This is a genomic window from Ferrimonas balearica DSM 9799, assembly GCF_000148645.1.
Lineage (GTDB): Bacteria > Pseudomonadota > Gammaproteobacteria > Enterobacterales > Shewanellaceae > Ferrimonas > Ferrimonas balearica.
In genome coordinates this window covers 2675331-2696832 of sequence record NC_014541.1, presented here as the reverse complement: position 1 = coordinate 2696832, position 21502 = coordinate 2675331, and the positions used below count along the sequence as shown (strand labels likewise).

The window sequence follows — 21502 nt, the reverse complement described above, 5'->3', positions numbered from 1 at the left end:
CAGCATGAAGTACTTTGCCTATGGCTCCAATATGTCGTTGCGGCGCTTGCAGCAACGGGTGCCCAGTGCCCGGCGTCTGGCCCAGGCGACGCTTCCCGGCCACCAGATGCGGTTTCATAAGCGCGGCCGGGATGGCTCAGCCAAGTGCGATGCCTTTGCGACCGAGCCGGTTAACGCCCCCCTGTTTGGCGCCCTGTTCCAGCTGGACCCGCAACACAAACCGCAGTTGGATCTGGCTGAAGGACTGGGCGTGGGATACCGGCAAAAAATCGTTCAGGTAGAGTGTCAGCAGGGGCATTGGCACCGGGCGTTTACCTATGTGGCACTGCAACTGGACCCCACGCTTCAGCCCTATCACTGGTATCTGGAACACGTCCTGATTGGTGCCCGGGAGAGCGGCTTGCCACCGGGCTACCTCTCCAGCCTGCAACAGGTGATGTCGGTGGAGGATCCGGACCCATTGCGAAGCCAGCGGGAGCGGAGCATCTACCGGCCATCGGAACTCACCCGAGTGGACGCAACCCGCCGGGCATGATCAAAAAAGGGACGCCATTGGGCGTCCCTTTTTACCTAGGTTCCGGCTCAGATCAACCAGGCGTAGCTGACCTTCATAAAGTAGGTACGGCTGTCCTGCACCAGGTCGGTTTCGGTGTCGTCGGCGTAGCGGCCATCGGAATAACCGGCATAGAACACCGTCTGCGGGTTGAGCTTGTAACCGTACAGTACTTCACTGGAGAGGCGCTGGTCGTTCTCATCCGCGTCGTTGTACTGATACAGACTGGGGTCACGGTCGATGTGGGTGTAGATGGTGGAGAGTCGCAGGAAGCTGCGCACGTTGAACTGCCAGGTCAGGCGCAGATCCGACAGGTTAGCGGTAAACAGGGTGCCGCCGTCCACATCCAGCTCACGCCAGTGGTGGCGAAGGTGGGCGGTGATGGAGCGGGTGGGCTTCCAGTTCATCCAGCCGTTGAGCTGGGTGATGGTGCCCAGTTGGTTATTGGCAAAATCGATCTCATCGCCGTGGCGTGCACCGACGCCGAATTTGAACGGCTTAACCGGGCGCACCTCTCCGTAGAAACCGCCAAAGGTTTCATCGAACATCGGGGCGTTGCCGGTCACGCTCAGGTTGCTGCCATCGTTGCGTTGACCCACGCGCTCGCGGGTTACCGCGTACCACTCAACATAGGTTTCGTACTTGCCGGACAGCGAGAATTTCGCCTCTGCCTCCTGCTCCAGCAGGTCACCATCCATGTTTTCACTGCGATCCACATCGCCGGAGAGCTCGGCCTCGTGGAAGAAGCCCTGCTCCGGATACCAGACTCGGCCACCGCCGGCGACCGCCTTGGCATAGTCGATGCGGTCGATAAAGCCCAGATCGGCGCGGAAATCTTCGTCGGCGTGGTAGAGGTTGGCGTAGGCAAACCAGTGGCGGGACTCATAGTTGTAGTTAAGACGCACCAACTGGCCCTGGAACGGCCCGTCTTTCAGGGTACGAAGCACCTGCTCGTTGTAGTCACACTGGCCAAATTCGCAGCTGGCGTCCTCGGGCATGGAGCAGTCGTCGCCGTCGCAGAACTGCTCAGACAGGTCTTCGGGGTAGCGGGTGTCACTGTAGAGCCACATGGCGTCGATGCGATGTTGGTCGGTGATCTCCCAGCGCAGGTCGACACCGCTCATGGCATTACGGTAGTGCTCACTCTCCCGGAAGGTACCGATAACGCCGGCCTGCCAACCATTGCCACTGTCGTACAGGTAGCGGCCGGCAAAGTTATCGCTGGTTTCTCCCAGTTCGGCGATGCTGGAGCCGAGGTTGCCGGGGATCAGGAAGTTGGTCTGATCATCGCGGGTCTGCAGCAGGCCGTAGACGTGGTTGCCACGCTGGCCGGTGATCTTGGTGCCAAACTCCGGCTCCGCCAGATTACGGGTGTTGATCAGGTTGAGCTGGGTGGCGAAGTTATCGGCATTGTCCAGATAGAAGGGGCGCTTCTCCGGGTAGAACAGGGCGAAAGTGGTGTTCACATCCAACTGGCCGGCATCGGCCTCGACCTGGGAGAAGTCCGGATTGATGGTGAGGTTGAGCAGGGTGTCCGGGGTGATGCCCCAGCGCACATCCAGCCCCGGCTCCATGTTGTCCTCTTTGTCCCAGGGGCTGTCGCCATTGTCGCGGGTTTCGATGCGATTGGCGGTGAAGGAGGGGGTGATCTGTAGCTGATTGCCCGGCTCCGCTTCAGCAAAACCGGTGGCCACGCCCATCTGGCAGAGGCGGCAGGCGATGTCCCGGTCTACCGGGGTGGCGGCCAGCCGGTAGTTGTTGTCCCGGGGGTAGAAGCGCACCAGCTCGATGCCCCAGGCCTGCTCATCCAGATTGCCGTCAAAGTTGAACAGGCGAAGCGGCAGGGCCATCTCGACCTGATAGCCGTTTTCGGTCAGCACCCCGGCACTTTGCCAGATGCCGTCCCAGGCGTCGCTTTCCCGCCCGGTCAGCTCGTTTTCGATGCTGTCGTGCTGTACCCCCATCGGGTTAACAAAGAACTGATAGGCCAGACGGGCCTGGTTCCAGGTGTCCAGCTTGATCCCCACCATATCGTCGCCCCAGCTTTTGTCGCGGTCGGTGAGGTGGGCGCGGATCCGCTCCGGGTCCGGGTCTTCCGCGATAAAGGCCACATAGAGGGTGTCGCGGGTGGCGATCAGGCGGGCCTCGGTGGGCACCGGAGCCGGGGTGTTTTCCGCCGGGCGGGTTTGCAGCGTTAAGGGCACCCGGGTGGCGTCGTGCCAAGCCGCTTCCGACAAGATGCCGTCAATGGTTGGGGGTTGTTCAGTAGTGGGGATGGTAACCTGCAGCCGGGATTCGGCTGACACGGTGGGGGCGAGCAGCAGCGCTGCCAGGGGAAGAAGGCGCTTCAACATCCTGTTAAACACTCGTTATCGTTTTTTGCGCCATTGTGCCACAGGCGCCGGGGGGGGCCAGCGCCTGAGGTAAACGTTTTGTAACGAGTGTTTACAGGGTGCGGTGCACTTCGCGGTATTGGTCGACCCACAGTGCCGTGGCACCACAGATTGCCACCGGCATCAGGATCAGGTTAACCAGCGGAATCATCGCCATCAGTGCCGCGGTGGCGCCGAAGGAGAAACTGCGCCAGCGCTGCATGGCCAGGGCGCTGCGCATCCGGGCAAAGGGCACTTTGTGGTTGTCGAAGGGGTAATCCAGGTACTGGATGGCCAGCATCCAGGCGGTAAAGCAGAACCACAGAATCGGACCGATGCCGGGGATAAAGAACAGCACCAGCAGGAACACCAGAGCGCGGGGCAGGTAGTAGCACAGCTTGGTCCACTCCCGTCCCACCAGACGTGGGGTGTCCTTCAGCAGGTCCAGCATGCCGCCGGTATCCAGCGCCTGTCCGGTCAGACGTTTCTCCACCTGTTCAGCCAGCAGGCCGTTAAAGGGCGCGGCGATAAAGTTCATGATGGCGGTAAAGGTAAAGGCGGCACTGACCAGGACGCTGAGTCCCACCAGAGGCCACAGCAGCCATTCCGACCAACGCAGAAATTCCGGTACGGCGGCCATCAGTTGGTCCATCCATACGCCCATCTGCTGGAACAGGAAGTAGAAAGCCACGGAGAACAGCACCAGGTTGATGCCCAGCGGCAACACCACGAAGCGGCGCAGACCCTTCTGGCGGATCAGTTCAAAACCCTTAAGGAAGTAGCTGACACCACTGGCCCCTTCCGGCAGGACGGTTTTTACGGATTGAGAGTCGTTTAGCAACACGGAGTTCTCTTAACGCTAATGCAGTAAGTGCATTGTGTTGCCGAGCTGCGCGTTTGGTCAACATCGATAGCATTTCAGGCTGTTACAAATTCCACAGCCATTTGGTAGAGTGGCAGGATCTCAGCTATTGGAACCCTGCGCCTGCCTCATGCGGCTGAAACAGATAAAGCTTGCCGGCTTCAAGTCCTTCGTCGATCCCACTAAGGTGCCTTTCCCGGATCAGATGACCGCCATCGTCGGCCCCAATGGCTGTGGCAAATCCAACGTTATCGATGCGGTACGCTGGGTGCTGGGTGAAAGCAGCGCCAAGAATCTGCGTGGCGACGCGATGACCGACGTTATCTTCAACGGGTCCAGCGGGCGAAAGCCGGTTTCCGTGGCCAGCGTTGAACTGGTGTTTGATAACCAGGCCGGGCGCCTGGAGGGTCAGTACGCCAGCTATGCCGAGATCGCGGTGAAGCGTCAGGTCACGCGGGATGGCCAATCCAACTACTTCCTCAACGGCAACAAATGCCGTCGTCGCGACATCACCGACCTGTTTATGGGCACCGGCCTGGGGCCTCGCAGCTACGCCATTATCGAACAGGGGATGATTTCGCGGCTGATCGAATCCAAGCCGCATGAGCTGCGGGTCTTTATCGAAGAAGCCGCAGGCATCTCCCGTTACAAAGAGCGCCGTCGCGAAACCGAAAATCGCATCCGTCATACCCGGGAAAACCTGGAACGTCTTACCGATGTCCGCAGCGAACTGGGCAGCCAGATCGAGCGTTTGCGCCGGCAGGCCGATGCGGCCCGCCGTTACCGCGAACTGAAAGCCCAGGAGCGCACCCTGCATGGGGAGTTGCTGGCGCTGCGCTGGCGGGAGCTGAGCGGCCGCATGGATGACCTGAACCAGGTGATTCAGGCGCTGGAAACCAAGAAGACACAGTATGAAAGCGCCAGCGCCGGTGACAGTGCCACCGTCACCACGCTGGAGCAACAGCGTGCCGACTTGGGCGCCGAGGTGGAACGTTGCCAGCAGCGACTGTTCGCCCTGGGCAGCCAGATCACCCGGCTGGAGCAGCAGATCCTGCACAACCGCCAGCGTCGTCAGCAACTCGAAGACGAGGTGCGCCGCAATCAGGTGCAGGCGGGCAGCGCCGAGCAGAGCCTGGCCAGTCTGGCGGAAGAACAGCAGGAACTGGAGCAAAGCCTCGAGTTGTTGGAGCCGGAGCGCGAAGCCCTGGCGGAAGCGCTGGAGACGTTGGTGCTGTCGCTGGAGGAGGCACAGGAGGCCTTTGACGCTTTGAGCGATCAGCGCGACGCCGCCCGTGATGCGCAGGCCCAGGCCCAGCGTGCGGCTCAGGTGGCGCAAACCGAGTTGGCGGGTCTGGCACGGGAAAGCCAGCAGATGGCCACCTCCGCCCAGCGCCTGGCGGAACAGCTGGCCCAATGGAATCCCCAGCTGCTGGAGTCTGAGCTGGCGCAGGTTCAGGAACAGCACGACGAAGCGCAGACGGCTCTTGAGCAGGCAGAGCTGGCGTGGCATGAGGCTCAGCAGGCCCGGGAACAGGCCGAGGCCCAGCGTGAGAACTGCCGCCAAACGCTGGCGCAACTGAACGCCGAACAGGTTAGGCTGGAGGCGCAGATGGCGTCTCTGGGTACCCTGCTCAAAGCGCGGGAAACCCGTTTGCCTGCGCCTTTTGACCACCTGCCGCGTGCCTGGCAGCAGTGGCAGGTGGACGAAGGCTGGGCCAGTGCGCTGGAGCAGGTACTGAGCCGCCCGATGCAGGCCGTAGTGGGCGCGGATGAGGCCCAGCTGCCTCAGGGCGCCATGCGAATGACGGCAGAAACGGCGCGGGTCCCGGAAGCGGCCCATCCCTGGCCCCGTCTGCTGGATAAGATCCAATCCCCCTTCAATCTCGCGCCCTGGCTGAATCATATCTACTGCGCCGACAGCGAGGCCCAGGCCCAAAGCTGGTTGCAGCAGGCCGGACCGGAAGTGTCCGTGGTATTGGCGGACGGTCGCTGGCTGGCGCGGGGCTTTGAAGCCGCCCCGGGGCAGGGCAGTGAGCGGCCGCTGACCGAGATCCAGTCCGAGTTGTCCGAGGCCGAGCAACGTTTACTCGGTCTGAGCGATGAACAACACCAGGCGGAACAGGCTGAACAGGTTGCTGTTACGGCACTGAACCAGGCCCGCGACGCGGAAACACAACGGCAGCGCGCTGCCCAGCAGAGCCGTGAAACCCTGCTCACCCTGCAGGGCAAGGTCGAGAACCTGCAGCAGCGACTGGAGCAGCAACGTCAGCAACGGGCCTTGTTGGAGGAGCAGCAACAGGAGCTGGCTCTGCGTCAGGAGGAGCTCGAAGCCCGGCAGTTTGAGCTGGAGTCTCAGCAGGAGGCGCTGGCCGAGCAGCAGGCTCAGGCCGAAGCGACCCTGGTCGAGGTGGAGCAGCGCTCTGAGACGGCCCGAGGTGCCCTGCGCCAGCGCCAATTGGAGCGTGACCAGCACCAACAACGGCTACAGCAGCTGCAACTGACGTTGCAGGGCCAGCAGGCTCGATTGCAAGGGCTGGCGGCTCGGCGCAGTCAGGCCAATGAGGCCCAGGCCCAGTGGCAGGAGCGCTGTGAACTGGCCCGGGAAGAGCAGGAAGCCTTGACCGAACCGCTGATGGAGTTTGAAGAGTCGCTGGCGCTGGAACTGGAGCAGCGCGCCCTGCTGGAAGCGGAGTTGACCGAACGGCGCGAAGCGCTGGAGGAGGTTAACCTCACCCTGGCCGGACTGGCGGACAGCCAACGGGGTCAACAGGCGCAACTGCAGGCGGTGGTGGCGGACCTGAGCCGTCATCAGCTGGAATACGAAGGACTCCGGGTGCAGGCCCAGGGACAACTGGACCTGCTGGCGGAATCGGAGATGCAGCTGAAAGGGATCCTGGAATCCCTCAGTGCCGAAGCGGCGGTGAACCAGTGGCAGGCCGATCTGGAGCGGGTGCGCGAACGCATCAAGCGATTGGGGGCCATCAATATGGCCGCCATCGAAGAGTATGAACAACAGTCCGAGCGAAAAGCCTATCTGGATGCGCAGGACGCGGATCTGACTGAGGCACTTGAGGTGCTCGAAGCGGCCATCCGCAAAATTGATCGGGAAACCCGGCAGATGTTTCGGGATACCTTTGATAAGGTCAATGCCGATCTGGGACTGCTGTTCCCCAAGGTGTTCGGCGGTGGCAGCGCCTATCTGGCACTCACCGACGACGACCTGCTCAATACCGGGGTGACCATCATGGCGCGCCCGCCGGGCAAAAAGAACAGCACTATCCACCTTCTCTCTGGTGGTGAAAAGGCCCTGACGGCATTATCATTGGTGTTCGCAATTTTCCGCCTGAATCCAGCGCCATTTTGTATGCTGGATGAAGTGGATGCGCCCCTTGACGACGCAAACGTCGGGCGGTTCTGCCGTCTGGTGAAAGAGATGTCGGAGACGGTTCAGTTTATCTTCATCAGCCACAACAAGGTGAGCATGGAGATGGCCGACCGACTGACCGGGGTAACGATGCACGAACCGGGCGTGTCCCGAATCGTTGCTGTCGATATCGAAGAGGCCGCTGCAATGGCCCAAATGGGATAAACAAGTGTAGGTTCGACTCGCTATGGAAGATATGCGCGTAGTCTTTATTGTCGTGGGCCTGTTGGCCATCCTGGGTTTGTTGGTACACGGACTGTGGGCGTTAAGGCGCAACAGCCCGGCCAAGATCCAGAATCGCCGCACCCCGGCACCCAAAAAGCGCTTTGAAAAGGCGATCGAGCCGTCAGTGACGGAACCGGAAGTCAAAACCGAACCCAGTTTCGAGGCCAGCGAGCCGAAGCCGGCGCCTGCGCCGGTACCGCCGCGTCAGCCGAGCCTGCTGGAGGATGCCCCTATCCCTGAGCCGGTTGAGCCTGCCGTGACCGTGGCCAAGCGTGCCGCGCCTCGCCCCTCTCGTCAGGAACCCACCCTGGGTGGCGACCAGATTGAGTTGGGCTTTGGTGAGCAGTCGCAGGAGGAAAACCTGGCGCCCATCACGTTGCGTGAGCTGGAAGCTGAGTTGGAGCGCGAAGAGCGTGAAGCCCAGGCCCAGGCCCAGGTTGAGGCTGAAGCACCGCTCGAGCCGGCCCCGCAGCCGTCCCAATCCGAACCGGTGAGCTACCACGAAGAACCGGAACCGGAAGTGGCTCCCGAGCCCGAGCCGCAACCCAAAGCGGAACCGGTGGCGAACGACGAACCGGCTGAACCCAACGACGTTCTGGTGCTGCACGTGATGAGCAAAGGCGAGCCGATCTCCGGTGCCGAATTGCTGCCAAACCTGCTCACCATGGGCTTTAAGTTTGGTGAAATGGACATTTTTCATCGCCACCAGAGCAGCGCAGGCACCGGCCCGGTGCTGTTCTCGCTGGCCAATATGGTGAACCCCGGTACCTTTAACCCGGACCATATGGAACAGTTCACCACCGAAGGGGTGGCCCTGTTTATGACCTTGCCCAGTCAGGGCGACCCGCGGGTCTGTTTCTCCATGATGGAGGGAGCCGCAAAAGGGCTGGCGGATCTCCACGGTGCTGAGGTGCTGGATGGCCAGCGTCAGCCCTGGACTCAAGCCACCCAGGAAGCCTACCTGGCCCGCATTCAACGGGTGGAACAGCCGGCCTGAGCCCGCTGACTCCAAATTCTGGGGCCGCCAACAGGCGGCCCTGTGTGTTTCTTACCGCCGAAGAACGACATGAGCCAAGCCAAAGACCGCATTGAACAGCTCAGCCAGTTGCTGAACGATTACAACCACCAGTACTACGTGCTGGACAACCCCTCCGTTCCGGATGCGGAATATGACCGCCTGATGCGCGAACTGCAGGCCCTGGAAGCGGAACATCCAGCGCTGCGTCAGCCCGATTCCCCGACCCAGCGGGTTGGCGGTGCGCCGGCAGGCCAGTTCCAGTCGGTAGCCCACCTCAAGCCGATGCTGTCCCTCGATAACGCCATGAACGAGGAGGAGTTCTCCGCCTTCCATCAGCGCCTGGCGGACCGCCTCGGCAGCGGCGATATCCAGTACTGTGCTGAGCCGAAGCTGGATGGCATTGCGGTCAGCCTGATCTACCGTGATGGTCTGCTGGAGCGCGCGGCAACCCGCGGTGACGGCACCACCGGCGAAGAGATCACGACTAATGTCCGCACCATCAAGTCGGTGCCGCTGCGTCTCAGTGGCAAGGGCTACCCGGCCCTGCTGGAGGTGCGTGGTGAAGCCTTTATGCCCAAGGCCGGATTCGAAGCGATGAACGCCAAGGCGATGGCCGCCGGTGAGAAAACCTTTGTGAACCCGCGCAATGCGGCAGCGGGCAGCCTGCGTCAACTCGACAGCCGCATCACCGCCAACCGGCCGCTGGCGTTCTACGCCTATGCGGTGGGCGTGGTTGAGGGCATCGATACGGCGATGGCCGACAGCCACAGTGGCCAGTTGGCCCAGTTGGCCCAGTGGGGACTGCCGGTCAGCCCCATCGTGGAAACCGCCGCTGGCGAAGCTGCCGCGCTGGATTACTTCCGCCGCATTGGTCAGCAGCGTCCGGACCTGCCCTATGAGATCGACGGGGTCGTGATCAAGGTGGACAGCCTGGCGCAACAGGAGCAACTGGGTTTTGTGGCCCGCGCCCCCCGTTGGGCCATCGCCTGTAAGTTCCCGGCCCAAGAGGAGATGACGCTGCTCAAGGACGTGGAGTTTCAGGTGGGCCGCACTGGCGCCGTTACCCCGGTGGCGCGACTGGAGCCGGTGTTTGTGGGCGGGGTTACCGTTTCCAACGCCACCCTGCACAACGCCGATGAGATTGCGCGTCTTGGCGTCAAGATTGGCGACACGGTGATCATCCGTCGTGCCGGTGATGTGATTCCGCAGATCGTCTCCGTGGTGGCCGAACGCCGTCCGGATGACGCCCGCGATATCGAATTCCCCAGCGCTTGTCCGGTCTGCGCGTCCAAAGTGGAACGCTTTGAGGGCGAAGCCGTGGCTCGCTGTTCCGGTGGCCTGTTCTGCGAAGCCCAGCGCAAGGAAGCGATCAAGCACTTCGCCTCCCGCAAAGCGTTGGATGTGGATGGCCTTGGCGACAAGCTGGTGGAGCTGATGGTTGACCGTGAGCTGGTGGCCACCCCGGCCGATCTGTTCACCCTGTCGGCCTCCCGCCTGACCATGCTGCCGCGCATGGGCACCAAATCTGCGCAGAACCTGGTGGCGGCGTTGGATCAAGCCCGCACCACGACCCTGCCACGCTTCCTCTATGCGCTGGGGATCCGCGAAGTGGGCGAGGCCACGGCCGCTAACCTGGCCCGTCATTTTCAGACTCTGGAAGCGCTGATGGCCGCTGATACCGACGCGTTAATTGAAGTGGATGATGTGGGGGAAGTGGTGGCCAAGCACGTGTATTACTTCTTCCGTCAGCCCCATAACCTGGAGGTTATTCAGGCGCTGACCGACACCGAAGGCGCCAACGTGCACTGGCCCGCCATTGAGGCGGTTGCTGAAGAGGCGCAGCCGCTCAAAGGGCAGACCTGGGTGCTGACCGGCACGCTCAGCCAGATGGGCCGAAGCGAGGCCAAAGCGGCGCTGGAAGCCCTGGGCGCCAAAGTCAGTGGCAGTGTGTCCAAAAACACCGACACGCTGGTGGCGGGCGAAAAGGCCGGGTCGAAGCTGACCAAGGCCACCGATCTCGGGGTTCCGGTGCTGGATGAGGATGGCCTGGTGGCCCTGCTGGCCCAGTACAACGGCTGATCACCATTAACTCGCATAAGGCGGCCTTCGGGCCGCCTTTTTTTTGCCGTTTAGCCGGTGATTGGCGCTGGCGTTGCGCGGCGATCTGTCGGGGACGGCACCCGGGCAGTGTGTCCGGGGAGGAAAACAAAAAAAACCGGCAGCCTTTCGGCTACCGGACAGGGGGATCTTCGATCCCGGCAGACCTCAGTGAGGTCGGCGGTCAAGGACAAGTAACAAGTTTAAGAACCCAATGCGGCACTGTGACGAGCCAGGGATCGAGAAGCATCGTATCAAGATTGAATATTGTATGCAAAATAAATTGTGAGCTGCGTCACTCTCTGCTTCCCCGGTTGACGACGAGCGAGCGGTGAAGCGGTTCTGCTGGGCTATAATCGACGACGAAAAAGATATTTGCCCGACTGCAACTGCGGTGTGGGTGGGACAGGGATCAGGAACGCAATCTATGGCGAACAGGGAATGTAAAATCCCCGTCAAGGACCTTCAGGTGGGGCAGTCCATTCGGCTGCCGTTGGCCTGGAAAGAACACCCTTTTATGTTTAATCGCTTCCGCATTAAGGATGAGGGACAGATCCAGTTGATTCGCAAGCTGGGCCTGAACCACGTCTTCCTGCAACTGGCGGAAGGCGAATCCACTCCTCAGTTTGTTGAACCGGCAACCCCTGCCGCCCCCACTGCCATCGACACAGAGACGCTGCGTTGCCAGCAGGCGGAGCGTGATGCGGTGGCCAAAGAGAGTCAAACCTACCGACGCTTGCTGAAGAAGTGCGAGCAGGCATACGGCAAATCACTGGAGAATGTTCGCACCAGCTTTAGCCGTCTGCCGACCACGCCGGACCAGGCCTACGCCGACGGTTCGGCGGTGGTGGATGAGATCCTGCGCCAATTTGATGAAGCCGGCAGTGAAACCGTGTTGCAACTGGTGGCAGCCAATCAGGAAGGCACCATGCAGTTCCATGCCATGAACGTCAGTGTGGTGGCGATGGTGCTGGGCCGGGCGCTGGGTTTGGACGGGCCGCAACTGCGAGAACTGGGATTGGCGGCTCTGGTACACGATGTGGGCAAGCTGCGGGTGCCCAGCGCCATCCTGAATAAGCGCACACCGCTGAACAAAGCGGAGCAGAACTTCCTGTATCAGCACCCCAAGCTGGCGCTGGAGATGCTCAAAGGTACGCCGTTTGCGACCAAGGGCATTTTTGCCATGGTGAGTGGCCATCATGAATACCTCGATGGCAGTGGCTACCCGCAAAAGCTGTCCGGCAAAGCGATCTCGCCAATGACTCAGATCCTCACCATCGCCAATGAATACGACAATCTGGTGAATGGAACGGTCAAGTCGTTGCCCCCATACCAGGCACTGGCGTTTATGTTTAAAAACCGGGCCAAGCAGCTCAATCCCACCTTTCTGCAGACACTGGTAAAGACCCTAGGGGTGTATCCGCCGGGTACCTTGCTGCGACTGGAAAATGGCCAGGTCAGCAAGGTGATCAGCAGTGACCCGGCGCAACCGTTGTTTCCGACTCTGATGCTGTATGATGCGGAAATCCCGAAGAAAGAGGCGCCAATGGTCAGTCTTGATATGCTGGGATTAAAGATCGACGGTGTGCTCAAGGTCAGTGAACTGACCGAGGCGCAGTGTCATTACCTTGATGTGTCGCCGGCCCTGGCCTACTACGTGCGACGTTAACTCCGGAAACCGAACCCGATGCAATCTCTCTCCATTGTTGGTTGTGGCTGGCTTGGCCTGAGCCTGGCCGAACAACTGCAAAGTCTGGGTTATGCGGTGCGTGGCTGCAGCCGTAACCCGGATACCCTGGCTTACCTGGCGCAGCTGGGCATCCCTGCCTTTACCCTCGACATTGATGAGCAGCTGGAGTGCGATGATCTCCCTGGCCTGCTGCAGGCCCAGGTGCTGTTTGTGAATGTGCCGCCGGGCCGTTCACCCTCAGCCCGACCCTATGCCGAGCGCATGTCGATGCTGGCGGAAGCGGCCTGGGCCCACGGCATTCGTCGGGTGGTGTTTGTCAGTTCGACGGCGGTCTATGCCAATGGCGAGCAGGTGGATGAACAGAGTGCCCTGGACGAATCCCCCCGCGCGGCCCAGATGCAGGAAGCGGAGCAGGTGTTTGTCCGGCGCTTTGGCGATGGGGTGACGATTCTGCGTCCGGCAGGACTGGTCGGCGGTGAGCGCCACCCGGGCCGTTTCCTGGCCGGGCGGGAGGGACTGCCCGGCGCGGCGGCGCCGGTGAATCTGGTGCATCGGGATGATGTGATAGGGGCGGTGATCCGGGTGTTGGAGGCGCAAGCGTTTGGCCAGGTGTTTAACCTGTCCGCGCCGCACCATCCGAGTCGTGGGGAGTTCTATCCCCACGCCGCCAAAGCCCTGGGGCTGGAACCGCCGCAATTCTCGGATGAGCCCATGGCGGTTAAGCGGGTGCTGGGCCAGCGCATCGTGGACCAGCTGGGCTTCAGCTATCGCTATCCGGACCCGATGACGATGCCGCCGCTGTCGGCGTAACCTGATAGGCGCAGCGACTGCCTTGCTCCAGCAGGTGTTCGCTGCGCGTTACCTCCACCTTCTCCCCCAGTACCGCCCTGAACAGGGCCAGTTCTTGCTGGCACAAGCCCCGGCAACGCTCTGCCGCTGCACAGATCGGGCAGTGGTCCTCCACCAGCAGCCAGCCCTGATCGCACTCAATCACTCTGGCCATATAGCCCTCCTGATGGCGCAACTGTGCCAACATTTGCAGCCGCTCAGGCAAACTTTTTGCGGATCTCAGCGTCTCAAGGTAGAGCGCTTTTTGCTGGTGAAAGCGGTGTTCGATCAGGCGGTTGAGCCCCTCCGCACCGAACAGGGTGTCGATGCCGTCGATCAACTGCAGGCTCAGGTCCTGATGGCGGTCGCCAAACTGGCGGTGGCCGGCATCGCTGAGAAACCAGTGGCGACTGGGGCGTCCCGGGCCCTGGCGTCGGTCCTCGTAATCCACCAGCCCCTGCTCCTCCAGCTTGTGCAGGTGCTGTCGCACGCCCATGGTGGTGAGCGACAGGGCTTCCGCTAAGGGAGGCAGTGGGGTGGGCCCCTGTTGCTTCAGCAGATGCAGAATTTTACTGGTGGCGGCGGACATGGTGGCTCAATTCCCGATATGGTTGACCCAACCATTGTTTCTGCAGCCACTTTTTTATTCAACACATTCATTTATAAAAGGAGCGCGCCATGCGAAATATCCTGTTCTCTTTGCTGTTGTTGCCCGGCCTGGCCCTGGCTCAACCGCGCTGGATCGAAGTGGACGGCGTGGGCAGCGTCGATGTGGCGCCCAGTCGTGCCACCCTGAGTGCCCAGATCACCGCGCTGGCCGATACCCCGCAGCAAGCACAGGCCGAAGCGGACAAAGTGATGAACCGGGTGCTGTCCGCCTTCGACGACGCCGGAATCGAGTCGGCCCGGTATGGGGCGAGTTCATTGACCCTGGGGCCGCGCTATGACTACCGCGAGCGTGAGCGGGTGTTGCTGGGCTACGAGGCCCGACGTGGTGTCACTCTGGATGTGCCGGTTGAGCAGGTCGGGCCGTGGCTTGGCCGGTTTACCGAGTTGGGGCTGACCGAGGTCGGCAATCCGGCTTATGGCGTGGCGGACGACGCCGAACTGCGACGCACGCTGTTGCGGTTGGCGCTGGAGGATGGCCTGGATAAGGCTCAGGTGCTGGCGGACAGACTGGACGGCAGCCTGGGTGACGTGCTGGAGATCACCGAGCAGGGCGGGACGCCGGTGCTGCGTAACCGGATGATGGCAGCGGATGCGACGGAAGCGGGCCGTTACCAGCCCGCCCAACAGGCACAAGAGGTGCGCCTGCGCATCAAGGTTGAGCTGGATTAAGCCAGGGTTTTCTTGGCTTTTTCCAACAGGCCGAGCAGGTCGCTGGTGTTGTCGGCAAAGGGGTTGGCCAGGCTTTTGCGCTGGTGATCCTGAAAATCCGCCTTCAGCTGTTCGACCTGCTTGGCGGTTTTCTCCATCGCACGGTTCTCTGACCAACTGAGCTTTTCACTCTCCAGTTTGGCTTCGAAGCTGCTGGTCTTGATCGGGCCGCCGCCCTGGGCAGGCTTATCCAGATTGGCCTCGAAGTTGGCGCCCGGTGCGTTGTTGTAGCGCGGACTCATCTGGGTCTGAACCGGTGACAGTTTCATGGTGTCGCTCCTTGGGGTGTGAGTACCGACTTAAGCAAGGAACGCGCCCAGAGCGTTGGAGTGAGGCTGCAATTGTGATGCGTGTCACAAAAGGGTGGGCGGTGTTGTGGCGATGTTACGTCAGCAAAGGGGTGAACCTGGCCCATTAACAGGGTGCTAACCTTGCGAAAAGCCAGAGAAAATTCATCAGTCCGCGATGGGCAACCGGTTGCCGCCTGGCATGGGCCCGTTGCCGCCTGAGACTAAAGTCTACCCCGCTGTGACCATCTTCATCTTTTTGTTTTTGATTCGACGCAAGTTACCGAAAAACAACAAAAAAATAGCAATTCTTCAGGCCACCTTCCGTTGGCCTTTGACTAAGGTCGATCTTCCTCGCTGTGCTGCCCTTGCTAGGTTAGCTGTGACTATTCCAACGATAAGGAAAGGGGAGCAGCACATGGCTTTTGAAAGCAGCGAAAAGGCCAAAGCGTACTGGGCGGAGAACCTTCGCCTGATGCTTAGCCTGTTGGCCGTATGGTTCATCGTGTCCTACGGCTGTGGGATTCTGTTGGTCGATACCCTCAACGCCGTTCAGTTTGGTGGATTCAAACTGGGCTTCTGGTTTGCCCAGCAGGGCGCCATCTATGTCTTCGTCGCCCTCATCTTCGTCTACGTGGCCAAGATGAATGCGCTGGACCGTAAGTACAACGTGCACGAGGACTGATGGCATGGATCTGCAGACACTCACATACATCGTGGTCGGGGCAACGTTTGCCCTGTACATCGGCATCGCCATCTGGGCCAAGGCCGGTTCCACCAATGAATTTTACGTGGCGGGGGGCGGCGTGCATCCGGTTGCCAATGGTATGGCAACGGCGGCTGACTGGATGTCCGCGGCCTCCTTCCTGTCGATGGCGGGCCTGATTGCCTTTATGGGCTATGACGGTGCCGTTTACCTGATGGGCTGGACCGGCGGTTACGTGCTGCTGGCGCTGTGCCTGGCACCTTACCTGCGTAAATTCGGCAAGTTCACTGTGCCGGACTTTATCGGCGACCGTTACTACTCCCAAACCGCCCGTACCGTGGCGGTGATCTGCGCCATCTTCGTCTGCTTCACTTACGTGGCAGGCCAGATGCGTGGTGTGGGCGTGGTGTTCTCCCGCTTCCTGGAAGTGGACGTGACCACCGGTGTGATCATCGGCATGGTGGTGGTGTTCTTCTACGCCGTATTGGGCGGCATGAAAGGCATCACCTACACCCAGGTGGCCCAGTACGTGGTGCTGATCACCGCTTATCTGGTCCCCGCGGTGTTCATCTCCATCATGCTGACCGGCAACGTACTGCCGCAGATCGGCTTTGGTTCTGACCTGGTCAGTGAACCCGGGACATCGGTGCTCAATAAGCTCGATGGATTGATGTCGGAGTTGGGCTTCAGCCAGTATACGGATGGGTCGAAATCCACGGTCGACGTGTTCTTTATCACCGCTGCCCTGATGGTGGGTACTGCGGGCTTGCCTCACGTTATCGTGCGTTTCTTCACCGTACCCAAGGTGGCGGATGCCCGTATCTCTGCCGGTTGGGCACTGGTCTTTATCGCCCTGCTGTACACCACCGCTCCGGCCGTGGCCGCGTTTGCCCGTCTGAACATGATCGACACCATCAACGGCCCGGATGGTCAGGGTACCCTGTACGCTGAGCGCCCGCAGTGGATTAAGAACTGGGAGCAGACCGGTCTGATCGGCTTCTCCGGCACCGACGAGAAGGTTTCTGCCGGTGGTGATGCTGGCCAGCAGCTCGCCAATGACGGTGTGATGTTCTACTCCGGTGACGAGCGCAACAACATGAAGATCGACCGTGACATCATGGTGCTGGCCAACCCGGAGATCGCCAATCTGCCGAATTGGGTTATCGCCCTGGTGGCGGCGGGGGGTATCGCAGCGGCGCTGTCGACCTCGGCGGGCTTGTTGCTGGTGATCTCGACCTCGGTGTCCCATGACCTGTTGAAACGTAACCTGATGCCTAATATCACAGACCGGCAGGAGCTGACCTACGCGCGGATAGCGGCGGCAGTGGCCATCTGTATTGCGGGTTACCTTGGTATCAATCCGCCCGGCTTCGTAGCGCAGGTGGTGGCATTCGCCTTCGGATTAGCGGCCTCGTCGTTCTTCCCAGCCATCATCATGGGGATCTTCTCCAAGCGCATGAACAAAGAGGGCGCCATCGCCGGCATGATCGTGGGCATCACCTTCACCGCAGGCTACATCCTGGCCTACAAAGGGGTGTTCTTCGAGCCGCTGATTGCCAACACGCCTGAGAACTGGCTGTTCGGTATCTCCCCGGAGGGCATCGGTACTCTGGGTATGGTGCTGAACTTTGTGGTGGCCTTCCTGGTCAGCCGTGTGACTCAGGAGTCGCCGCAAGAGGTGCAGGATTTGGTGGAAAGCATCCGATTCCCGAAAGGGTCCGGTGCCGCAACCCACCACTAAACAACAAGGGCACCGCAAGGTGCCCTTTCTTTTTGCGCCTGACCTTACACTCCGCTTAAGGTGAGGTAGACGATGCGAAGCAGGATGCCCGCGAACAGCAACACAATGCCGCTGCGGTAAACCCGGAACTCGGCGAGGTTAAAGTCATTCAACTTGCCGACCCAGACTTGCCAGACGGCATTCCAGTTGCGGGTACGGTGGATGTAACGCCCCAAGGCGCTCACCACCAGAATAAGGCCGAGGCCCAGTACGACGGTTTGTGCAATGGCTAACATGGTTCTCTCCCTGAAACTTCGCCCAGTGTATCAAGGATGTAACAGATAGACATGACCGATCCCGACCTGGCTCCCATCATCGAGTTTCTCTCCGGCCTGCTGCCGTTTGACCAGCTGGACGACGCCGGTCGTCAGGCCGCGGCCCGCGGCATTGAAATTGCCTACTTTGCTAAGTCGGCCGGTGAAGTGCCGGTGGACTACGCCAATCCCCAGCTCTATATCGTGCGCTCCGGTGCCTTCGAGGTGCGCAGTGACCGCGGTGAGCTGCTGGATCGGTTAGGGGAGGGGGACTATTTCGGGTTTCCCTCGTTGCTCACCGGTGAACAGGTCAGCAACCGGGTGCAGGTGCTGGAGGATGGCCTGGTCTATGTGCTGAGCGAAGAGGCCTTTCGCCAACTGCGTGCCGCCAGTCGGGACTTTGACCGCTTCTTCAATCGCAAGCACGCTGAGCGGTTGAGACACTCCGCCCGCTATCTGGCCCGGGAGCATCTGAGTACCGCCCGCATCCGTTCGGTGATGGCCAGTCCGGTTCAGAGTGTAGGCCCATTCACCCCAATTCAGGAAGCAGCACAGTTGATGCGTGCCTCCCGGATCTCCAGTGTTCTGGTGGTGCAGGACAATCGCCTGCTGGGGATTGTGACCGACCGCGACCTGCGCAACCGGGTGTTGGCGGAAGGGGTACCGGTGGACAGCCCGGTCAGCGAGGTGATGACCGCCAACCCGGTATCGGTGCCTTCGCAAACCCTGGTGTTTGAAGCGATGCTGGCGATGAGTCAGCACAATATCCACCACCTGCCGGTATGCGACGACGAAACGCCGGTGGGGGTGGTCACCAGTACCGATCTTATCCGCGCCCAGCGCAGTGACCCGCTCTACCTGATTGGTGAGATCGACAGGCAGCATGATCGCGCGGCGCTGGTGCAGGTGGCGGGGCAGATCCCCACCCTGCTGCAAAGTCTTATCCAGGCCGATGCCCGGGCGGAAGAGATTGGCCGGGTGCTGACCCTGGTGACCGACGCCCTGACCCGACGCCTGCTGGCATTGGCACAGGATGAGCTGGGGCCTGCGCCCATGCCCTGGTGCTGGCTGGCCTTTGGCTCCCAGGCGCGGATGGACCAGGCGGGTAAGTCGGACCAGGACAACGGCCTGCTGTTGGCGCGGGAACCCAACGACGCCGAACGTGACTATTTCCTCGCACTGGCCACCTTTGTCTGCGACGGCCTCAACGACAGCGGCTATATCCATTGTCCCGGCGGCATTATGGCGATGAACCCGAAATGGTGCCTGTCGCTGGCGCAGTGGCAGGCTCAGTTCAGCCAGTGGATTGACCAACCGGAGCCCAAAGCGGTGATGCACGCCAGCATCTTCTTCGATATGCGGGCAGTGGCCGGACGGGCGGAACTGGCCCACACCCTACAGCGTTCGGTGCTGGCCAGCTGCAAGGACAATCAGATCTTCCTCGCCATGATGGCCGGGAACGCCTGCACCAACTCTCCGCCGCTGGGCTTCTTCAGGCAGCTGGTGCTGGAGCGGGACGGCGAACAGCGCAAAGCGCTCGACCTCAAGCACAAGGGGCTGGCCATCATCAACGACATTGCCCGACTGTACGCCCTGGCGACCGGCACCGAAGCGGTGGGTACCGCCGCCCGGATCCAGGCGGCGATGAAAGCGGGGCTGATCACCCGCAAAGACGCCCTTAACCTGGCGGACGCTCAGGAGTTTATTGCCCACCTGAGGCTGGCCAACCAGGGCGAACAATGGAGCCGGGGCGAAGAACCCTCCAACTTCCTGCGTCCCGGCCGCATCTCCGGACTGGCCCGTCATCAGCTTAAAGACGCCTTTGCCGTGGTGGCCCGTGCCCAGGATGGGGTGCGTCTCAGTTTTGCCCGGAGCCTGTGATGGACCTGCAGTTTCCCCTGGCGCGCTGGCGCAACAAGGTGCCGCAGTTTGAGGCGTTCTATGAGGCGGGCGGCCCGCGCAGCGGTGCGGATTACCGTGAGCAACCGATGTTGGCACTGGATCTGGAGCTGACCGGACTCGACGTCCGCCAGGACGCCATTCTCTCCATTGCCGCTGTGCCCATTATCCGGGGGCGGCTGGTGCTGGCCCAAAGCTGGCATCAGTTGGTGTCCATCGATGGTGGTGTGGGGCAGAGTGCCACCATCCACGGCATTCATGATCGCCACCTGACCGATGCTCAACCGCTGGAGCAAGCCTTGCTGGCGTTACTGCCACAGCTGGCCGGGCGGGTGCTGGTGTGTCATCACGGAGGCCTTGACCTGGGATTTCTTCAGGCGGGTTTCCAGCACCACTTTGGCCAGGGGTTGCCGCTGAAGGTGATCGACACCCTGAAGATTGAGCAGCGTCGGCTGGAGCGTCAGGGCACGGTACTGAAGGCAGATAGCCTGCGCCTGGCTCAGTGCCGGCGTCGCTATGGTTTACCGGATTACCCCGGCCACCACGCGTTGGTGGATGCCATCGCCTGTGGCGAGCTGTTGCTGGCCCAGGCCAGCGCGCTGGCGGGGCGTCGTCCCTTAAGCATCGGCAACCTGCTGGCGATGAGCCGGTAGGCTCCCCCTCCTGTTGGTTTTTCTTACAACTTGCTGATCGCGTTATGCCCTAAGCGGGTTAGTCTGATCATCAGGAGGAACTGCCATGGCATTGCCCGCACTGATTGTACTGGCCGGCGCACTGGCCGCCATTGAGTACCACGACCATCGCAAATCGGTTCAACGGCAGCGCCATCGCCGTCCGGATGGACCAGCCGGATTGGCACTGGCACCGAGCCAGTGGTTGCCTGGGCAGCGTCGGGTGGTGCCCAAACCGGGCGCTGTGCTGGCCTGTCATGTGTTTGGGGTGGTGGAGCATACCGGCATCTGGCTGGGGGAGAATGCCATTGCCGAACTGCATGGCAGCGGCCTGGTTCGGGCGGTGTCGGTAAACCGCTTTCTGGCCCGGCGCAGCGGCGCCACGGTGTTTTGCCTGTGTGACCATCTACACCAGCCGCTGGCCTCCGAATCGGTTGCACAACGGGCGGCCGCAGCGCTGTTTACCTACCGCGACTACCACCTGACCCGCAATAACTGCCACCGCTTTGTCTGGCACTGCCTGTCCGGGGAGGAGCGGGCGATCACCAGCTTTGCCGCTCTTAACCGGCTGCTGGCGCCACACTTTGGCGACCACCTCTACTGGGACCCGGTCTGTCTGGATCAGGCGGTTTGCGGCTCGGTGCGCAGCGACTGAAGGTGCTGAGGCTGAAGCCCCAGGCTGGCCAACTCCTCGTTCGGCCACTCCAGCAAAGGGGCTTGTGGGTCGTGATCAATGCGCCAACGGGCGAGACCCACCACGGTGGCCAGTCCCCGGTAGGGTTCGGGGGCCAGTAACGGACGGATATGGTGCTGGGTGAGAATCACCAGCTCCTCCGGGAACTGCCAGCGACGGGCCAGCTCGGCACCCACCTCGCCGTAATCAAATCCAAGTAGCTCACGCTCAACCTGAGCGCGCACCTGCCCTTGCGCGGTACGGGCCACAATCTGCTGGGCCTGCTTTGGCAGCTGCTGGTGAATAAACAGTTGTCCGATGCTGTGCAGCAGGCCGCCGATTCGGGCTCTGGCCGGGTCTTGTCCGCTCTCCCTGGCCAGGGCCTCTGCCATGTGGGCGCAGCTCAGGTTCTGACGCCAGAAGCGCGGTAAGTCCATATGGGGCACATGGCTGTAGCGCTGTTGCACGGCGGAGCAGATCACCAGCATTTTGAGGTTATCGAGCCCCAGCAGGATGGCGGCATCCTTAACGGAATCCATCTGGCGGGCACCGGCAAAGTGGGCGGAGTTGGCCAGGCGCAGCACCTTGGCGCTGAGGGCCTGGTCCTGACAGAGAATGCGGGCAATGCGAAGCAGGTCGGGATCGGCACAGGCAAACTCGGACAGCAGCTGTTGTACCACCCGGTTCAGACTGAGCAGTCGGGTTTCGCTGGAAAACAGTTGTTCAATATCCATATGTCACAGAGCCTCAATCCATGAGGGAAGGGGTGTCTCCAGTATGGCAAGA

General features: G+C 61.2%; 18 protein-coding genes. 12 read left to right on the top strand and 6 right to left on the bottom strand.

Annotation, left to right across the window (positions count from 1 at the left end; translation table 11 throughout):
- The first annotated feature begins 4 nt into the window (after nucleotides 1-4).
- On the top strand, nucleotides 5-535 hold the full coding sequence (locus FBAL_RS12370) for a gamma-glutamylcyclotransferase family protein (protein ID WP_013345930.1): 531 nt from the start codon (nucleotides 5-7) through the stop codon (nucleotides 533-535).
- A 47-nt stretch (nucleotides 536-582) separates the two neighbouring features.
- Here FBAL_RS12370 and FBAL_RS12365 read toward each other — a convergent pair whose 3' ends face one another.
- Together FBAL_RS12365 and cysZ are read right to left on the bottom strand one after the other, a co-directional pair.
- Entirely contained in the window at nucleotides 583-2907 is a 2325-nt protein-coding gene (locus FBAL_RS12365; RefSeq protein WP_013345929.1) for a carbohydrate binding family 9 domain-containing protein, read from the bottom strand.
- A gap of 91 nt (nucleotides 2908-2998) precedes the next feature.
- Nucleotides 2999-3769, bottom strand: a complete 771-nt coding sequence (cysZ, locus tag FBAL_RS12360) for a sulfate transporter CysZ (RefSeq protein WP_013345928.1) — start codon at nucleotides 3767-3769, stop codon at nucleotides 2999-3001.
- Between the two features lie 148 nt (nucleotides 3770-3917).
- Between cysZ and smc the strand changes: the two genes are divergently transcribed.
- From smc to FBAL_RS12335, 5 genes are all read left to right on the top strand, one after another.
- The gene (smc, locus tag FBAL_RS12355; RefSeq protein WP_013345927.1) at nucleotides 3918-7376 is read left to right on the top strand and encodes a chromosome segregation protein SMC; all 3459 of its coding nucleotides are present in this window, start codon (nucleotides 3918-3920) and stop codon (nucleotides 7374-7376) included.
- A 31-nt stretch (nucleotides 7377-7407) separates the two neighbouring features.
- Nucleotides 7408-8433, top strand: a complete 1026-nt coding sequence (gene zipA, locus FBAL_RS12350) for a cell division protein ZipA (RefSeq protein WP_049779481.1) — start codon at nucleotides 7408-7410, stop codon at nucleotides 8431-8433.
- 69 nt (nucleotides 8434-8502) lie between these two features.
- The gene (gene ligA, locus FBAL_RS12345) at nucleotides 8503-10533 is read left to right on the top strand and encodes an NAD-dependent DNA ligase LigA (protein ID WP_041251290.1); all 2031 of its coding nucleotides are present in this window, start codon (nucleotides 8503-8505) and stop codon (nucleotides 10531-10533) included.
- A 445-nt stretch (nucleotides 10534-10978) separates the two neighbouring features.
- Entirely contained in the window at nucleotides 10979-12220 is a 1242-nt protein-coding gene (locus tag FBAL_RS12340) for a cyclic di-GMP phosphodiesterase (RefSeq protein ID WP_013345924.1), read from the top strand.
- Nucleotides 12221-12238: 18 nt separating this feature from the next.
- Nucleotides 12239-13051, top strand: a complete 813-nt coding sequence (locus tag FBAL_RS12335) for an SDR family oxidoreductase (protein WP_013345923.1) — start codon at nucleotides 12239-12241, stop codon at nucleotides 13049-13051.
- Here FBAL_RS12335 and FBAL_RS12330 read toward each other — a convergent pair.
- Nucleotides 13002-13658 carry a helix-turn-helix transcriptional regulator gene (locus tag FBAL_RS12330; protein ID WP_013345922.1) on the bottom strand — a complete coding sequence of 219 codons (657 nt, stop codon included), beginning with the start codon at nucleotides 13656-13658 and terminating at the stop codon, nucleotides 13002-13004. The genes FBAL_RS12335 and FBAL_RS12330 overlap by 50 nt on opposite strands.
- 89 nt (nucleotides 13659-13747) lie before the next feature.
- On the opposite strand from FBAL_RS12330, the gene FBAL_RS12325 reads away from it, so the two are divergent.
- On the top strand, nucleotides 13748-14407 hold the full coding sequence (locus tag FBAL_RS12325) for an SIMPL domain-containing protein (RefSeq protein ID WP_013345921.1): 660 nt from the start codon (nucleotides 13748-13750) through the stop codon (nucleotides 14405-14407).
- Here FBAL_RS12325 and FBAL_RS12320 read toward each other — a convergent pair.
- A complete protein-coding gene (locus FBAL_RS12320) occupies nucleotides 14404-14715 on the bottom strand; it encodes a hypothetical protein (RefSeq protein WP_013345920.1) in 312 nt (103 codons plus the stop codon). The two genes, FBAL_RS12325 and FBAL_RS12320, sit on opposite strands and share 4 nt — an antisense overlap.
- Before the next feature lie 436 nt (nucleotides 14716-15151).
- On the opposite strand from FBAL_RS12320, the gene FBAL_RS12315 reads away from it, so the two are divergent.
- Nucleotides 15152-15418 (top strand): DUF4212 domain-containing protein, encoded by a 267-nt coding sequence (locus FBAL_RS12315; RefSeq protein WP_013345919.1) that lies wholly within the window; start codon nucleotides 15152-15154, stop codon nucleotides 15416-15418.
- 4 nt (nucleotides 15419-15422) lie between these two features.
- A complete protein-coding gene (locus tag FBAL_RS12310; protein WP_013345918.1) occupies nucleotides 15423-17180 on the top strand; it encodes a sodium:solute symporter family protein in 1758 nt (585 codons plus the stop codon).
- A 44-nt stretch (nucleotides 17181-17224) separates the two neighbouring features.
- On the opposite strand, the gene FBAL_RS12305 is transcribed toward FBAL_RS12310, so the two are convergent.
- The gene (locus FBAL_RS12305; protein ID WP_013345917.1) at nucleotides 17225-17455 is read right to left on the bottom strand and encodes a hypothetical protein; all 231 of its coding nucleotides are present in this window, start codon (nucleotides 17453-17455) and stop codon (nucleotides 17225-17227) included.
- A gap of 51 nt (nucleotides 17456-17506) precedes the next feature.
- On the opposite strand from FBAL_RS12305, the gene FBAL_RS12300 reads away from it, so the two are divergent.
- The 3 genes from FBAL_RS12300 to FBAL_RS12290 all read left to right on the top strand — a co-directional run bounded on the left by FBAL_RS12300 (nucleotide 17507) and on the right by FBAL_RS12290 (nucleotide 20698).
- Complete coding sequence (locus tag FBAL_RS12300) at nucleotides 17507-19354, top strand: DUF294 nucleotidyltransferase-like domain-containing protein (RefSeq protein ID WP_013345916.1); 1848 nt, start codon at nucleotides 17507-17509, stop codon at nucleotides 19352-19354.
- A complete protein-coding gene (locus tag FBAL_RS12295; protein WP_013345915.1) occupies nucleotides 19354-20025 on the top strand; it encodes an exonuclease domain-containing protein in 672 nt (223 codons plus the stop codon). Before FBAL_RS12300 ends, FBAL_RS12295 begins: the two co-directional genes overlap by 1 nt.
- 85 nt (nucleotides 20026-20110) lie before the next feature.
- Nucleotides 20111-20698 (top strand): lecithin retinol acyltransferase family protein, encoded by a 588-nt coding sequence (locus FBAL_RS12290; RefSeq protein ID WP_013345914.1) that lies wholly within the window; start codon nucleotides 20111-20113, stop codon nucleotides 20696-20698.
- Here the strand turns inward: FBAL_RS12290 and FBAL_RS12285 are convergent.
- Complete coding sequence (locus FBAL_RS12285) at nucleotides 20665-21450, bottom strand: HDOD domain-containing protein (protein ID WP_013345913.1); 786 nt, start codon at nucleotides 21448-21450, stop codon at nucleotides 20665-20667. The two genes, FBAL_RS12290 and FBAL_RS12285, sit on opposite strands and share 34 nt — an antisense overlap.
- Nucleotides 21451-21502 lie beyond the last annotated feature (52 nt).